Annotated in this window: 13 protein-coding genes and 1 riboswitch; of the genes, 2 read left to right on the forward strand and 11 right to left on the reverse strand. The window is 73.0% G+C overall.

Annotated elements, in window-relative coordinates:
• Positions 1 to 29 precede the first annotated feature (29 nt).
• Positions 30 to 1,295 (forward strand): sulfite oxidase, encoded by a 1,266-nt coding sequence (locus tag ACIQM0_RS20460; protein WP_401288534.1) that lies wholly within the window; start codon positions 30 to 32, stop codon positions 1,293 to 1,295.
• 54 nt (positions 1,296 to 1,349) lie between these two features.
• Here the strand turns inward: ACIQM0_RS20460 and ACIQM0_RS20465 are convergent, their stop codons facing one another.
• From ACIQM0_RS20465 to ACIQM0_RS20490, 6 genes are all read right to left on the reverse strand, one after another.
• The gene (locus ACIQM0_RS20465; protein ID WP_401288536.1) at positions 1,350 to 2,258 is read right to left on the reverse strand and encodes an NAD(P)-dependent oxidoreductase; all 909 of its coding nucleotides are present in this window, start codon (positions 2,256 to 2,258) and stop codon (positions 1,350 to 1,352) included.
• Between the two features lie 55 nt (positions 2,259 to 2,313).
• Positions 2,314 to 3,039, reverse strand: coding sequence for an adenosylcobinamide amidohydrolase (locus ACIQM0_RS20470; protein ID WP_401288539.1), 726 nt, complete (start codon positions 3,037 to 3,039; stop codon positions 2,314 to 2,316).
• 51 nt (positions 3,040 to 3,090) lie between these two features.
• Positions 3,091 to 4,392, reverse strand: coding sequence for an alpha/beta fold hydrolase (locus ACIQM0_RS20475; RefSeq protein WP_401288541.1), 1,302 nt, complete (start codon positions 4,390 to 4,392; stop codon positions 3,091 to 3,093).
• A 93-nt stretch (positions 4,393 to 4,485) separates the two neighbouring features.
• Positions 4,486 to 5,550 (reverse strand): hypothetical protein, encoded by a 1,065-nt coding sequence (locus ACIQM0_RS20480; RefSeq protein ID WP_401288544.1) that lies wholly within the window; start codon positions 5,548 to 5,550, stop codon positions 4,486 to 4,488.
• A gap of 74 nt (positions 5,551 to 5,624) precedes the next feature.
• The gene (locus tag ACIQM0_RS20485) at positions 5,625 to 7,292 is read right to left on the reverse strand and encodes an OPT/YSL family transporter (RefSeq protein WP_401288547.1); all 1,668 of its coding nucleotides are present in this window, start codon (positions 7,290 to 7,292) and stop codon (positions 5,625 to 5,627) included.
• A 114-nt stretch (positions 7,293 to 7,406) separates the two neighbouring features.
• Positions 7,407 to 8,207: an IclR family transcriptional regulator gene (locus tag ACIQM0_RS20490; RefSeq protein WP_401288549.1), complete on the reverse strand. Its 801-nt coding sequence runs from the start codon at positions 8,205 to 8,207 to the stop codon at positions 7,407 to 7,409.
• A gap of 406 nt (positions 8,208 to 8,613) precedes the next feature.
• Here ACIQM0_RS20490 and ACIQM0_RS20495 point away from each other — a divergent pair, with 406 nt between their 5' ends.
• Positions 8,614 to 9,624, forward strand: a complete 1,011-nt coding sequence (locus tag ACIQM0_RS20495; protein ID WP_401288551.1) for a PRC and DUF2382 domain-containing protein — start codon at positions 8,614 to 8,616, stop codon at positions 9,622 to 9,624.
• Between the two features lie 97 nt (positions 9,625 to 9,721).
• On the opposite strand, the gene ACIQM0_RS20500 is transcribed toward ACIQM0_RS20495, so the two are convergent.
• From ACIQM0_RS20500 to ACIQM0_RS20520, 5 genes are all read right to left on the reverse strand, one after another.
• A complete protein-coding gene (locus ACIQM0_RS20500; RefSeq protein WP_401288553.1) occupies positions 9,722 to 10,510 on the reverse strand; it encodes an ABC transporter ATP-binding protein in 789 nt (262 codons plus the stop codon).
• A complete protein-coding gene (locus ACIQM0_RS20505; RefSeq protein ID WP_401288555.1) occupies positions 10,507 to 11,616 on the reverse strand; it encodes a FecCD family ABC transporter permease in 1,110 nt (369 codons plus the stop codon). The genes ACIQM0_RS20500 and ACIQM0_RS20505 overlap by 4 nt, the downstream gene beginning before the upstream one ends.
• Complete coding sequence (locus ACIQM0_RS20510; protein ID WP_401288557.1) at positions 11,613 to 12,680, reverse strand: ABC transporter substrate-binding protein; 1,068 nt, start codon at positions 12,678 to 12,680, stop codon at positions 11,613 to 11,615. Before ACIQM0_RS20510 ends, ACIQM0_RS20505 begins: the two co-directional genes overlap by 4 nt.
• A 35-nt stretch (positions 12,681 to 12,715) precedes the next feature.
• Positions 12,716 to 12,904: riboswitch (cobalamin riboswitch) on the reverse strand.
• Between the two features lie 89 nt (positions 12,905 to 12,993).
• The gene (locus ACIQM0_RS20515; protein WP_401288560.1) at positions 12,994 to 14,217 is read right to left on the reverse strand and encodes a beta-ketoacyl-[acyl-carrier-protein] synthase family protein; all 1,224 of its coding nucleotides are present in this window, start codon (positions 14,215 to 14,217) and stop codon (positions 12,994 to 12,996) included.
• Positions 14,214 to 14,474, reverse strand: a complete 261-nt coding sequence (locus ACIQM0_RS20520; RefSeq protein ID WP_401288563.1) for an acyl carrier protein — start codon at positions 14,472 to 14,474, stop codon at positions 14,214 to 14,216. The genes ACIQM0_RS20515 and ACIQM0_RS20520 overlap by 4 nt, the downstream gene beginning before the upstream one ends.
• Between the last annotated feature and the right edge of the window lie 71 nt (positions 14,475 to 14,545).

Here is a 14,545-nt window from a genome sequence, read left to right on the forward strand (position 1 = left end):
TTTTCATCCACTCGACCCGGGAGTTGTTCATGAGATCCGTTCCGCCGTCCGAGGACGCGTACGACGGGATGCGGCTGCGTCAGTGGTCGCGTGGCGCCGCGCGCTCCGCAGGTATCGAACGCCGTGATCTGCTGCGGCTGGTGTCGGCCGCCTCGGCAGCCGCCGGGCTGCCCGCCGGTCTCGCGGCCCCCGCGCAGGCGGCACCCGGGGCGGCCGCCCCCGGGATCGTGAAGCCGCTGCCGCCCGAGGTGTTCACGGTGCGCGGCACCAACGCCGAGACCAACTTCGCGGCGCTGCGCCCGACCGGGCTACTCACTCCCGCCGACCGCTTCTTCGTGCGCAACCACACCACCACCCCGCGGATCGACGCGTCCGGCTGGCGGCTGAAGGTGTGGGGCGACGGGCTGCGGGGCCCGGCGGTGGAGTTCACGTACGACGAGTTGCGGGCGCTGCCCACGGCCACCGTCACCTCGTTCGTCGAGTGTGCGGGCAACGCCCGCAGCTACTACACGACGCAGCAGAACGAGCAGGTCAGCGGCACGGCCTGGACCCTCGGCGCGATCGGTACGGCCCGCTGGAGCGGGGTGCGGCTCGCCGATGTGCTGCGCCGCGCGGGCATCGCCCGGAGCGCGGTGGACGTGCTGCCGCGCGGGCTGGACGACGAGGTGATCAGTGACGGGATCAACCTGGGCCGGGTCCGCAGACCGCTGCCGGTCGCGAAGGCACTGGACGACGTCATCCTCGCCTTCGAGATGAACGGCGAACCGCTGCCGCCCGACCACGGCCATCCGGTGCGTCTGATCGTGCCGTCCTGGGTCGGTGTCGCGAACATCAAGTGGGTCGGGGACATCGAGGTGAGCGCGTCGCCGTTGCTGTCCCCGTGGAACACCGGCCTGTACCGGCTGTTCGGCCCCGGCTATCCGGCGGAGGGCAGTGCGCCGCTGACGCGGCAGACACTGAAGAGCGCCTTCGAGGTGACACCCGGGGCCTCGTTCCGTGCCCGCCGGCGCCATGTGCTGACGGGCAGGTCCTGGTCGGGCGGGGCACCGGTGCGCACGGTGGAGGTCAGCACCGACGGAGGTGCGCGGTGGCGTCACGCCCGGCTGCGCGACGAACCAAGGAGCGGAAGCTGGGTGCGCTGGTCGGCCGACTGGGTGCCCAGGGAGCGCGGCCCGGCCGTCCTGCTGGCGCGGGCGACGGACCGGTCGGGCCGCACCCAGCCGGAAAGAGCCGTCCCCAACACGCAGGGCTATCTCTTCGACGCCGTGGTCCGGCACGAGGTGCGGGTCGTCTGACGCGGCAATGGGGGCCGGGGCGGGTCGCCCGGCCCCCACCGGGCTGCCCGGGGCTCAGCCGCCGTCCTGCTCCGTGGCCCGGCCCGCGTAGTACGTGGCGATCATGTCCTCGCCGCCGTGACCGGCCGCTTCCGCGCGCTCGAAGCGGGCGGCCGAGGCTGCGGTCAGATCCAGCCGTACCCCGGTCCGCTCGGCGGCGTCGAGGATGAGACGGGTGTCCTTGAGCGCCGTGCTCAGCGCGAAGCTCGGGGTGAGGTCACCGGACAGGACCGCGGCGGACTTGCCGTGCAGATAGCCGGAGTCGAGCGGGCCGCCCTTCACGGCGTCGAGGAACAGCTGCGGGTCCACGCCCAGCCCCTCGGCGAGGTTGAGGCACTCCGCCACGCCGCCCACCATGTTGATCACCCAGGTGTTGACCACGAGCTTCAGCCTGGAGGCGGCCCCCGGTTCCTCTGCGACCCAGACCGTGCGCTGTCCGATCGCGTCGAGCACGGGCGCGGCCACCCCGCGGGCGGCGGACGGTCCGGAGACGAAGACGGTCAGCGCGCCCTGCTCCGCCGGCTGCCTCGTTCCGGAGACCGGCGCGTCGAGGTAGACGAGGCCCAGGTCCGCGGCGCGTTGGGCCAGCTCGACCGAGGCGTCCGGTCCGACGGTGGAGCTCTGCAGCAGAACCTGGCCGCGGTGCACTCCGTCGGACGCGGCGGTGAGCGCGGCGGCGACGGAGGTCTGGTCGTTGAGCATGGTGAGGATGACGTCGGCGCCGCGTACGGCCTGCGCGGCGGTGTCGGTGACGGTGGCGCCGGCCGCGGCGAGGGGCTCCGCCCTGGCCGGCGTACGGTTCCAGGCGCGGACCTCCAGCCCGGCCCTGAGCAGGCTCCGGGCCATTCCCGACCCCATGATTCCGGTGCCGAGGACGGCGACGACCGGCCGCTGCGGGGTGGCGTCGGCTGTTGCTGCGCTCATGAGGGCGATTCCCTTCGTCGGCCGCGCCGGGGTCGGATCGCGGCGTTTCGGATGCTCAGGATTGCGTCAGCGCGCCTTCGAGTACCGCAGCGTGCACGGCTCTGGCGAGTCGCGCGCCCCAGCGCGAGCGCGGCCCGGCGAACGGTTCGCCCGGTCCGGCGTCCGGTGCGGGGGCGGCGACGCAGACGGAGTCGGTGGGGGTGCCGGAGCAGTCGAGTCCGGCGTCGAGGAGGGCCTGGACCTTGGCCTCGGTGGCGGTGGCGACGGCGTTGACGAGTGCGGCGTCGGAGAGCGGCACGGGGAGGACGACGACGATGTTGACCGTGCCGGGACGCGGCGGTGCTGCGGTGTCCTCGGCCGGGGCCGCCGCCCAGCCGCGTACGCCGAGGCCGCAGGTGGCGGTCGCCGTCACGCCCTCGTCCGCGGCGACCGTGTAGGCGGTGACATCGGCGGCCGTCATCAGTCCGGCGCCGGGCCCGGTCAGGTGCTCGGCCCCGGCGATCTCGGCGAGGTGGCGGTCGGGGTCCAGCCGCGGATAGCCGCCGGGCACCTGGGCGTTGAGGATCCAGTCGCGCGGGCCGATGCCGCCGCCGAGCACGGCGCTGCTGCACACCCGCCACCCGGGCCCCAGCCGCCACACCAGGTGGTGGAGGTCCACGCCGTCCTCGTGCCGGGCCAGCAGTTCACCGCGCTGTTCGGGCAGCCGGATGCGTACGGAACGGATGGGGCACCCCTCGGTGTCGCGGCAGGCCGGTGATCGGCCCCTGGTCCCGTGGATCATATGCGCCGGGGGCGGGGCGCCCTCGGTCGGTGCCCGCCCCCGGTGTCCGGTTCAGGCCTCGCCGCGGCCCATCGCGAGCAGCCGGTCCAGTACGGCGGCGTCGGCCTTGACCCCGTCGTGGGCGTAGGCGTCGGTGACCCAGGTGCGCAGGCCGCGTACGGCGTCGGCGGTGGCCAGGGCGTGCTCCCGGTCGACGAACATGTCGTCGTGGTAGACGGCGGCGACGACGGGGACCTCGTTGGCGGCGAGCCGGTCCAGGTCGTAGAGGGCCGGCCAGTCCGTGCGGGCGGCGAGCGCCTCGGCGGCGCCGCGCAGCGGGACGAGCGCGGGGTCCTCCTCGAACTGCCAGGGGTAGACCATCTCGCCGGTGAACCGGAGCGGGCCCCCGGCGGTGGCGTCGAAGGCGGGGAACTCCTGGCGGACGCGGTGCGCGGACCAGTCGGTGGCGCGGCCGCCCTGGGCGTAGATCGGCTCGTGGAGTGCGGCGTACAGGGGGCGTTCGGCGAAGGACACGGCGGCGTCGACCCCGCGCAGGAAGGTGTCGGTCAGCTCCGGCCCCTCGGCTCCGTCGGTGAAGGCGGTCTCCAGGAGGTAGTGGAGCGCGTCGAACTTGGCCGCGGTGCCGAAGTTGATGCCGAGGGTCTGGAAGCGGCGCACGGTGAGGCGTTCACCGGTCGGCATCCGGACGTCGTGGGTGTCCAGGTGTGCGGCGACGGCGTCGGCGAGCGCCTGGTCGCCCGGGTAGCGGGCGAAGTAGCGCTCGTTGTGAGCGAGGGTGCGGGCGTAGGCGGCGCGGTACACGTCGTCGGCGTGGCCGGTGAGGGTCGGCAGTCCGCCGGTGATGTAGGCCCGGGTGAGCCCTTCGGGGGCGAGGCCGAGATAGGTGAGCGTGGTGAAGCCGCCGAAGCTCTGGCCGAGCACGTTCCACGGCTGTTCGCCCTGGAGCCGGCGGCGCAGGAGTTCGGCGTCGCGGACGATCGAGTCGGCGCGGAAGTGCGCGAGGTACCCGGCGGCGGCCTCGGAGTCGGTACCGAAGCGGGCCAGGGTGCGCCGGTCCGCGGGGGTCGAGCGGCCGGTGCCGCGCTGGTCGAGGAGGACGACGCGGTACTCGGTCAGCGCCCGGCGCAGCCAGGCGCCTGCGGCGTTGGGGCGTTCGGCGCGGCCGCCGGGGCCGCCCTGGAGCCACAGGAGACGGGGCAGGTCCTCGTTCTCGCGGCCCTCGGCGACGACTTCGCGGGCGAAGAGCGCGACGGCGGGGCCCTCGGGGGTGCCGTGGTCGAGCGGCACGTCCAGGGTGTGGTCGGTGCAGACCAGGCCGCCGTGGCGGTAGGTGACGGGGGCGGGGGTGGGCATGGCGCTCCTCTCACGTCGCGTATCTCGCGTCGCGGAACGGTTTCACGGGTGACGGGCGGGCCCGCACCCGGGGGTGCGGGCCCGCCCTGGAGGTCAGTAGCCTGCGACGCCCAGGGCGCGGCAGATGGCGACGAGGTCGGGGTGCACGTAGCGCCCGTTCTCCTCGATGGCGACGCCGTCGAGGTAGATGGACGGGCCGAGGACGCTGCCGTCGGTGTGGGCGGCGGAGACCCACGGTTCGCCGCCGATCCAGGCGCCCTTGGTGCCGATGCCGAGTTCGACGCAGCCGAAGACGCGCTCGTCCTCGACGATGCGGCCGGTCGGGGCGAGGACGCCGGGGTTGAAGCCGAGCGACCAGTGCGCGACGCGGAACATGTTCGGGTCGTCGAAGGACTCCATCCAGCGGCGGAAGGTGTCCGCGTCGGCGTCGCCCTCGATCGTGGTGACGACGCCCTTCTCGACGGTGCAGCGGACCGGGGAGCGCAGCAGGCCGATCTCGTCCGGCGGCCACAGGGCGCCGTCGAAGACGAGCACGCCTTCCTGGGTCTCTTCGAGGGGGTTCCAGGAGATCTGGCCGGACAGCATGACCGTTTCGCCGGGCTTCTCCGCGGGCTTGCCGCGCAGGTTGATCGGCCGGCCGCCGTTGCGGCCCACCAGGTCGGTGCCGTTGGCGGAGGTGATCCGGACCTCGTCGGCGGCTTCCAGGAGGGCGACGAGGGCCTTGCCGAGGCGTATGACGCCCTGGAAGTCGGGGCGGCCCACGGTGGCGACCAGCATCTGGACGTCCATCGCGGTGAGGTTGGTGTAGCGGCAGCCGTTCGCCATGGCGGTGCGGAACGCGTCGGAGTGCATCAGGTACGAGACGGCGAACTCGATCCACACATCGGCGTCGGCGATGGCTCCGGCGACGGGCCGGGGCGGTTCCATGGAGGCGCCGGGCAGCGTCTCGTACCAGACGACGACGGGGTGCGCGCCGGCGGCGGCGACGGCCTGCGCGGTGGCCTCGATGACGCGGCGGTCGCTGCTCGTGTCGCCGGTGAGGACGACGTGCTCGCCGCGTTTGACGAGCATGACCTCCTCGACGAGCTTGCGGGCGGCCAGGGCGAGTTCGAAGCTCAGGTACTCGGGGCGCGGTTCGAGCCTGCTGTACATGTCCATGGGGGTCTCCTTGCCGTGCGGGTGGTGCTGAGTGGTGCGGTGGTGCGGGAAGTGGTTCAGGGGTGGCGGGGCCGTCAGGCCTTGAGGATCTGGGCCGAGTCGCCGAGCGAGCTGCCGGCGATCAGTCCGGCGCCCACCAGGTTGAGTTCCTCGTCGGCGGCCGGGCCGCGCAGCTTGCGGTAGCCGACCCGGACGACGAGGGCGCCGAGGACCAGCCAGCAGGCCTGCGGGGTCAGGATGAGGAGGCCGGTGGCGAGCATGACGCCCATCTGCCGGCGGGTGCCGCCGATCAGCTGGATGGCGGCGCCGGGGATGGCCCACAGGAGCATGGTGCGCACGGCGTCCGGGTCGCTGAGCCCGCTCTTGATGGTGTCGGCGTACACCTTGGCGACGGGCGGGATGAGTCCCTGCCCGAAGTACGAGCGCCAGGCCAGGGCGACGACGGCGAGGGCGACCGCGAAACCGATGAGGGCGGCCAGGAACTGCTGGCGGCGGCCCTCGCGCTCGAAGGGGTCCCAGGGGCGGTGCTCGCGCCGCAGCAGCCAGCCGGCCTTGAGGTCGTACCCCATGTCGGCGAAGGCCGGGCCGGTGGCGGAGACGTATCCCACCAGCAGCGCGAGCGGCACCGACGGGATGCCTATGGCGAGGCCGAGGATGAGGAAGATCAGTGTGACGGCGAAGGACGGGAACCAGCCGGACTGCATGGCGGCGAGGCCGACGATCAGTTCGTGCACCAGCGCGGCGAAGGCGGCGAACAGCACCCAGCCGACGAGGCCGAGCGGGCTCATGTCGCCGATCAGCCCGCCGAGCACGCCGAGGACCACGGCGCCCCCGGTGAAGAGCGCGTAGCCGCGGATCAGGGAGAGCCGCAGTGCGCGTTCGTCGACGGTGTACGCGGTGCTCGGGTCCGCCTCCTCGACGGGTGCGGCGTTCGGGGTCTCCTCGACGGCCTCGGTTCGTTTGCGCTCGCGACGGCCGAGCAGCAGGTGCACGGCCTGGCCGAGTGCCACGACTCCGGCGCCGACCATGACGCCGTGCGGGATGTATCCGGCGCCCAGATCGGTGTGGAAGAGGTCCGGGCCGTACTGGCGCAGCATCAGTCCGATGCCGAACATCATCAGCGCCCAGACGTTGCCCAGGAAGGCGACCCCGGCCGCGGAGAGCGGCAGGCTGAAGAGTGTTCCGGCGAGGCCGACTACGGTTCCACCTGCGAGGATCAGGGCCCGGCGTCCTCCGCGGTCGCCGGCCTTGATGGTCTCGGCGGCCGCGGTGCCGGGCGGCCAGGCCGCGTCGGCGGGCAGCAGCCGGGAGCCGAAGGCGCGGTAGAGGACCCAGGCGTCCACGACGAGCCCGATGAACGCGCCCGCGAGCATCGGCCAGACCAGGTCCGTGCGCCCGAAGACGTACGGCACGGCCACGGATGTCAGCAGAGCGTTCGCGGAGGCAAAGGTGGCGGCGGAGATCGCGCTCTGGGCGAGGTTCTGCCGGTGCACGGACCGCATCCGGCGCAGGAAGCCCAGGGGGATGCGGCCGATGAGCATGGCGACGAGTGCGCCGACGACCGAGGTGTTGGCGGAGATGCCCAGCTTGGAAACCAGGTCGATGCCGATGACGGCTCCCACGGCGGAGAGCACCACCAGGATCACCAGCAGCACGGGTTCCATGACCCTGGGGTGCGACCGGGGCTCGTCGGGGACGGACGGCGGCGGGGCAGGGTGCGGCGCGGAGACGTGGTGCGCCATGGGGCACCCCCTTCGGTTTGCAGGGCTGAGAGGCATGTCCGGGTCTCCGCGGCAGGGCGGAGCCGGGGCGTGCGGCATTACGGGAGGCCGCGGGCGGGGCTGGGCTGGGCTGGTTCAGCCGCCGAGGGCGGCGGTGATCTCCGCCGCCCCGGCGCGTACCAGCGTCACGAGGGTGCCGGCGGCCCGGTCCACGCGGTGGGAGGGGCCGATGACGGTGAGGGAGGCGGGGACGCCGTCGCCCTGGAAGACGGGGGCGGAGACCGCGGTGACGGCCTCGTCGTACTCGCCGTGGCTGACGCAGTACCCGTCGGCGCGGACCTGTGCGTAGCAGGTGAGCAGGGCGTCCAGGTCTGTGATGGTGCGGTCGTTGAAGCGCGTCAGTCCGGTGGCGCCGAACATCTGCCGGATCTCGCGTTCGGGGTGGTACGCGAAGATCGTGTGCCCGGACGCCCCGGCGTGACCGGGCATGACGGCGCCGATGATCGCCGTGTAGCGGACGGGTCCGGTGCCGTCGACGGCGGCTTCGCAGCGGTAGCTGCCGCCGTGCGGGACGTTGAGGACGATGCTCTCGCCGGTCTCGCGGAGGAGCCGGGCGAGTACCGGCCGGGAGATCGAGGACAGCACTCCGCTGTGCTCACTGACCCTGGCCAGCCGGGACAGGGCCGGACCGGGACGGTAGCGGCGGCTGTTGTCGTCGCAGAGCAGGAAGCCGCGCGCGCTCAGGGTGGTGAGCAGGCGCTGGACGACCGCCTTGTCCCAGCCGTGGTGGCGGGCCAGTTCACTGACGCCCCACTCGGGCCGCTGTTCGGTGAACGTGAGCAGGACGAGCAGGGCCCGGTCGACGGTCTGCAGCACTCCGGGGGCCTGCTGTCCGTCGCGGGCCGCGGTGGTGGTGTCCGTGCCGCGCTCAGCCATGGGCCGGGCCTCCTTCGTCCACTTCGTCCATCTGTCGGTGCGGAAATCGCAACGGCGTTGCGATTTCTGGCGAAAGGATGCTGCCACGCCCAACGGGTGTCAAGGGTTTGCCGGAAATTCGCCTCGCGGCGGGAACGGCCTGCTCAGGGGCCATGACGGAGGACCGCGCACCGGTGGCCCAGCGTGCGGGCCGCGACCGCCCGCCCGTCACTCGATTGGCCTAACTCGGCTTTACGGCCCACAGCGGCATCGCACGGGGCCTGCGCCCACACACCGGGGGTACGGCACCCCGCCCCCACCGGCCGGGAAGTTGCAGCGTCCATCCGGGTGAGGCGCGATGGAATCCGGACGCGCCTTCCCTGCTGGACCCACCCACAGGACGCGCCCGGGGTAGGAGGAATCGGTCATGGGAGCCGCTGACGGTTTCACGGATTCCGGAGAGCTCGACGGCCTGACGGTGTACGACACCGCGGGCGAGAAGATCGGCAACGTGGGGCGGGTGTATGTCGACGACAACACCGGCCGACCGGACTGGATCACGGTGAAGACCGGCCTGTTCGGTATGAAGGAGAGTTTCGTGCCTCTCGCCGGAGCCCGTCGCGTGGGCTCCGACCTGCACATCTCCCATCCGAAGGACCGCGTCAAGGAAGCCCCCCGGGTGGACGCGGACGCTCATCTCTCCGTCTCCGAGGAGGAAGAGCTCTACCGGCACTACGGACTGACCAGGAACACCGGCGGCAAGCTCGGTGACCGTGCCGCCGGCACCGGTGCCCCGACGACGTCCGGGACCGGAACCATGGGCGCGGCCGGAGCGGGCGCTGCCGCCGGGGCAGGAGCCGGGGCCGTGGGCGCCGCCTCCGCCGAGCGCAGGGCGACGGCCGGCACCGCCGGTACGGCAGGCGCCGGCACGGGCAAGCACCGGGACGCCGACACCTCCGGTACGGCCCGGCCGCTGGCCGGAGCGGGCGCCGAACGGTCCGCCGCCGGCCTGAGCGGCAGGGAGGAACTCATCCGCTCCGAGGAGCAGTTGCGCATCGGCACCGAGGAGTACGAGAGCGGCAAGGCCCGGCTGCACAAGTACGTCGTGACCGAGAACGTCACCCGGACCGTGCCCGTGTCGCACGAAGAGGTGCGCGTGGTGCGCGAACCGCTCCAGCCCGGCGACAAGGCCGCCCGCTCGGACATCAACGAACAGGACGTGGAGGTCACCCTGCACGCCGAACGCGCCACGATGCGGAAGGAGACCGTGCCGGTCGAGCGGGTGCGGATGGAAACGGAGAAGGTGACCGAGCAGAAGGAAGTCTCCGCGGAACTGCGCAAGGAGCAGATCGACTACGCGGACGGCATGACCAAGGACGGCAAGGACATCGGCGGCAAGGACATGGGCGGCGAGTTCGGTCAGGGACGGCGCCGCTGACCCCCGCGCACCGCGCCGTACCGGCCGTACCGGACAGGAGCGAGGGGCGGACCCGCACCGCGGGGTCCGCCCTCTCGTGTGCCGCGGGCCCCCCGGGTCAGGGCCGCCCCGGCCGGAAGCGCACCGAGGGCCGCCCCTCCGGGCCGTCAGGAGTCACGACGGCCCTGACCCGGTAGACCTCCGCGATCAGCTCCTGGGTGATCACCTCGTCCGGGGCTCCGCCCGCGACCACCCGGCCCGCGTTCATCACCACGATCCGGTCGCAGAACATCGCGGCCAGATTGAGGTCGTGCAGGGCGATGACGGCCGTCAGCGGAAGCGCGGTGACCAGGGACAGCAGTTCCAGCTGGTGCTGGACATCCAGGTGGTTCGTCGGCTCGTCCAGCAGCAGTTCGCGCGGCTGCTGCGCCAGGGCGCGGGCGATCTGGACGCGCTGGCGCTCACCGCCCGAGAGGGTGTGCCAGGACTGGTCCCGGCGGCCGGTGAGGCCGGTCCGCTCCAGCGCCTCGCCCACCGCGGCCTCGTCCGCGGCCGTCGCCGCCGACCAGGCGCGGCGGTGCGGGATACGGCCGAGGCGCACGACGTCCACGACACTCAGCTCGACCTGGGTGAGGGAGTGCTGGTCGACGACCGCGACCCGCTGGGCCACCGTGCGGCGGCCGATCCTGGCCAGCGGGTCGTCGTCGAGGGTGACCGTGCCGGCGTCCGGGGCGAGGACTCCGGCCAGTATCCGCAGCAGGGTCGACTTCCCCGATCCGTTCGGGCCGATCAGCCCGACGGTGGCGCCGGGCGGCAGCTCCAGTGAGACCCCGTCCAGGATGAGGCGGCCGCCCGCCTCCCGGCTGACCCGCTCGGCCCGCAGCCCGCCGCGGGCGGGCGGGATCATGCGGACCGCCGGGTGCGGTAGAGGACGAGGACGAAGGCGGGCACGCCGATCAGGGCGGTGACGACGCCCACCGGAACCTCCTGCGGATCGAGGACGGTGCGCGCGAGGGTGTCGACCCAGACCAGGAACACCGCCCCGGCCAGCGCGGTGACCGGCAGCAGCCTGCGGTGCCCGGAACCGGTGAGCGCGCGGGCCGCGTGCGGCAGCACCAGGCCGACGAAGCCGATGGCGCCGGCCGAGCTGACGAGTGCGGCGGTCAGCAGCGCGGTCGTGCAGAGCAGGACGATCCGGGTGCGGCCGACATGGACGCCGAGGGTGGCGGCCGCGTCCTGGCCGAACGCGAAGGCGTCGAGCGTACGGGCATGGCCGAGGCAGATCAGCAGCGTGACGGCCAGCACGGCGGAGCAGGTCCACACATCGGTCCAGCCGACGCCGCCGAGCAAGCCCAGCAGCCAGAACAGCACGCCGCGGGTCTGCTCGGCGTCGGCGGCGGTCATCACGACGAAGGAGGTGAGCGCGGAGAACAGCTGCATGGCCGCGACCCCGGACAGGACCACCCGGTCGGTGCTGCCACCGAGGGTGTGGCTGAGCAGCAGGACCAGCGCGAAGGAGCACAGCGCCCCGATGAACGCGCCGGCCGACAGGGACACCGCTCCCCCGCCGACCCCGAGGACGACGACCACGACCGCGCCGGTCGACGCCCCGGAGGAGACGCCGAGGACGAACGGGTCGGCGAGCGGGTTGCGCAGCAGCGACTGCATGACGGTGCCGCAGACCGCGAGCCCGGCGCCGCAGACGGCGGCGAGCAGGGTCCTGGGCATCCGCAGGTTCCAGATGATGCCGTCGCGGATCGGGCTGAGCGGCGACTCCCCGAGCCCGAGGTGGGCGGCGACCGTGTCCCGGACGTCGCCGACGGAGATCCTGGCCGGGCCGATGGTGACGGCCACCGCGACGGACAGGACGAGCAGCAGGAACCCACCGGCCCACAGGAGTCCGCCGCGGATGCCGCGGATGCCTCTGGTTCCCCTGGTGCCGGGACGTCCGCGCTCACCGGCAGCGGGGAGTGCGCGCTCCCCCGCCTGCGCGGCCCGTTCGGTGTCCGTCACCCCGTGAGCCCGAAGGTACGCAGCCCGGCGGCGACGCGCTCCACGCCCTCGACCGTACGGATCGACGGGTTCATGGCCTGGCCGCTGAGCAGCACGTAGCGCTTGTGCCGTACGGCGTCCATGTTCTTCGTGGCGGGGTTGGACTCCAGGAACGCGATCTTCCGCGAGGCGCTCTCCGCGGTCTCCGACTTGCGGGTCAGATCGCCGATGACCAGCACGTCCGGGTTGCGGTCGGCGACCGTCTCCCAGTTGATCTGCGGCCATTCCTCATGGGTGTCGTCGAAGACGTTCTTCGCGCCGAGCTCGCGCGTGATGACGCCGGGCGCCCCGCAACAGCCCGCCAGGTACGGGGACTCGGCGTTGGCGAACCAGTACATCAGGGTGGCGCCGGAGGCGTCGATGCCGTCGGTGGCCTTCCGTACCCGGGCACGCAGCTGCGCCACGAGCTTCTCGCCCCGCTCCGGAACCCCGAACACCTTCGCCAGCTCGCGTACTTCGCCGTAGACGCTGTCCATGGTCAGCGCTCCGGTCCGGACTCCGTCGCCGTCCTTGCTGTTGTCCTTGGCGGTGCAGTCGGCGGGCGAGACGTAGGTGGGGACGCCCAGCTTCTCGAACTGTTCCCGGGGAGCGACGCCGCCCTTGGCGAGCGTCGACTCGAAGGAGGCGCTGACGAAGTCGGGCTCCTGGTCCAGGACCTTCTCCGACGAGGGGCGGTTCTCGGAGATCCTCGGGACGCCGGCGTTGGCCTTCTCCAGCCCCTTCATCACCGGGTCGGTCCAGGTGGCGGTGGCGGCCAGCCGGTCGGCGAGGCCGAGCGAGAGGAGGATCTCGGTGGACCCCTGGTCGACCGGGACGGCCCGGCGCGGGGCGGCGTCCACGGTGACGGTGCGCCCGCAGTTCTTCAGGGTCACCGGATAGCCCTCGCCCCCGGTGGGCTTGGCTGCGGAGCTGTCACCCCCACCGCCGCAGGCGGTCAGCAGGACGATTCCGGCCGTGAGCAGGGCGGCGGAGCGGGCGTGGCCGGCTATGGGCGGCACGGAGTACCTCGGCGTCTCTGGGCCCATGCGCGGGGCCCGGTGTACGGAGTTCCGCGACCCGGTGCCGGACCGCGGGTGCCAGCAGGTCTTCGGACTCGGGTTCGTACGGTCGGGACGCCTTCCCGGGAACCCATGGGTCTCCCAGTGGCCGTTGGCCCCGCCCGTCCCCCTCACCGCTGCGCGTCAGTTCCGGATTCGCACCGGATTCCCTGACCCCTACGTGGAGTTCGACTGGCCCAGGCACGCTACCACGGGCTTCCACGCAGCTCAGCGGCGGTGCGGCCGACAGAACGGGCGGGGTCCCGGCCCGCTCCACCGGCCCCCTCCACCGGCCCGGTCGCTAGGGCCGCAGGAGCGCGACCACGGCGTTGTGTCCACCGAATCCGAACGAGTGGCTGACGGCGCGCCGGACCGGCAGCACCAGCGGCTGCTTGGTGACGCAGTCGATGTCGAACCCGGGCGCGGGCGCGTCCAGGTTGGCGACCGGCGGGATGATTCCGCGCTGGAGGGTGAGGATCGTCAGTCCCGCCTCGATCGCTCCGGCCGCGCCCATGCAGTGGCCCAGTACGCCCTTGGGCGCGGTGACCGGCGGCCGGTGCGGGAAGACCCGGCCGATGAGGGCGGCCTCGGCCGCGTCGTTGCGCGGTGTGGCCGTGCCGTGGGCGTTGATGTGCTCGACATCCGCGGCCTGCCAGCCAGCGTCGCGCAGCGCGGCCTCGACGGCGGCCTGGGCGACCCGGCCGTCGGGGTGCGGGCTGGTGGGGTGGTGGGCGTCGGTGGTGGCGCCGGTGCCCGCGAGCAGCGCGCGCGGCTCGGCGCCCCGGGCCTCGGCGTCGGCCGCGCGCTCCAGCACCATGACGGCGGCGCCCTCCCCCATGACGAGCCCGGCCCGGTCGGCCGCGAAGGGCCGGCTGAGCCGGGACAGGTCCCCGTCCGCGTGGGCGGCCGCGCCGGATCTGGCGAATCCGGTCATGGCGATCGGGAAGAGGGTCGATTCGGTGGCCCCCGCGATGGCCAGATCGCACTGCCCGGTGACGAGCAGGTCCCGGGCCACGGACAGTGCGGTGATCCCGGACGAACAGGCGGTGCAGGGCGCCAGGCTCGGGCCCGTGGCGCCCATCTCGATCGCGATCTCGGCGGCCGGCATGTTCGGGATGGTGAGCAGGATCCCGGAGGGCGAGGTCGCCTCGGGCCCGCGCCGCTCCAGCACCAGCGCCTGATCGGTGAGACCGGCGGAGCCGCCGCTGCTGGTGCCGACGACGACCGCGACCCGGCTGCCGTCCCAGCCGCCCGGGTCGAGCCCCGAGTCGGCGACCGCCTCCCGCGCGGCGAGTACGGCGAATTTGGCGTACCTGCCCATGCGGAAGGCCGTACGGCGACCGATCGCGGCGTCCAGGTCGATGCCGTCGACCGTGCAGGCGAAGTCGATCGCGCACCCTGCGAGTGCGGGGACGGTGCGGGCCGGGCTGACCCCGGCGCACACGCCGTCCCAGGTGGACTCGGTGTCGTTACCGACCGGGGTGATCATTCCCAGGCCGGTGACGGCGATGGCCGGCGTCTTCATCGGGCGGCGCCCACCGGGGCCTCGCCCCCGGCCGACGCCCGGAGGAACTCCGTGAGCCCGGCGAGGCTGGTGTCCCTGTGCAGGGTGTTCGGGTCCAGCTCGACGCCGAGGGCCTCCCTCATGACGACGGCGAACTCGGCGACTGCCAGGGAGTCCATGTCCAGGCTGTCCATCGTGGATTCGGGGAGAATCTCGGCCACAGGCACCCTGAAGGTACGGCTGAGTACCTCGGTGATCGTGGGGTGAATCGCGCTCATGGTCTTCCTCTCCATCATGCCCGTCCGGCGGGGGTGTACGGGGCGGTGCCTCTCACCGCCCCGACGCCGGA

This window comes from Streptomyces sp. NPDC091387, assembly GCF_044756945.1.
Taxonomy (GTDB): domain Bacteria; phylum Actinomycetota; class Actinomycetes; order Streptomycetales; family Streptomycetaceae; genus Streptomyces.

Excerpts from the sequence above, each read along its gene's own strand:
- ACIQM0_RS20460 (WP_401288534.1), top strand. The coding sequence starts at position 30 with ATGAGATCCGTTCCGCCGTCCGAGGACGCGTACGACGGGATGCGGCTG.
- ACIQM0_RS20465 (WP_401288536.1), bottom strand. The coding sequence starts at position 2,258 with ATGAGCGCAGCAACAGCCGACGCCACCCCGCAGCGGCCGGTCGTCGCC.
- ACIQM0_RS20470 (WP_401288539.1), bottom strand. The coding sequence starts at position 3,039 with ATGATCCACGGGACCAGGGGCCGATCACCGGCCTGCCGCGACACCGAG.
- ACIQM0_RS20475 (WP_401288541.1), bottom strand. The coding sequence starts at position 4,392 with ATGCCCACCCCCGCCCCCGTCACCTACCGCCACGGCGGCCTGGTCTGC.
- ACIQM0_RS20480 (WP_401288544.1), bottom strand. The coding sequence starts at position 5,550 with ATGGACATGTACAGCAGGCTCGAACCGCGCCCCGAGTACCTGAGCTTC.
- ACIQM0_RS20485 (WP_401288547.1), bottom strand. The coding sequence starts at position 7,292 with ATGGCGCACCACGTCTCCGCGCCGCACCCTGCCCCGCCGCCGTCCGTC.
- ACIQM0_RS20490 (WP_401288549.1), bottom strand. The coding sequence starts at position 8,207 with ATGGCTGAGCGCGGCACGGACACCACCACCGCGGCCCGCGACGGACAG.
- ACIQM0_RS20495 (WP_401288551.1), top strand. The coding sequence starts at position 8,614 with ATGGGAGCCGCTGACGGTTTCACGGATTCCGGAGAGCTCGACGGCCTG.
- ACIQM0_RS20500 (WP_401288553.1), bottom strand. The coding sequence starts at position 10,510 with ATGATCCCGCCCGCCCGCGGCGGGCTGCGGGCCGAGCGGGTCAGCCGG.
- ACIQM0_RS20510 (WP_401288557.1), bottom strand. The coding sequence starts at position 12,680 with ATGGGCCCAGAGACGCCGAGGTACTCCGTGCCGCCCATAGCCGGCCAC.
- ACIQM0_RS20515 (WP_401288560.1), bottom strand. The coding sequence starts at position 14,217 with ATGAAGACGCCGGCCATCGCCGTCACCGGCCTGGGAATGATCACCCCG.
- ACIQM0_RS20520 (WP_401288563.1), bottom strand. The coding sequence starts at position 14,474 with ATGAGCGCGATTCACCCCACGATCACCGAGGTACTCAGCCGTACCTTC.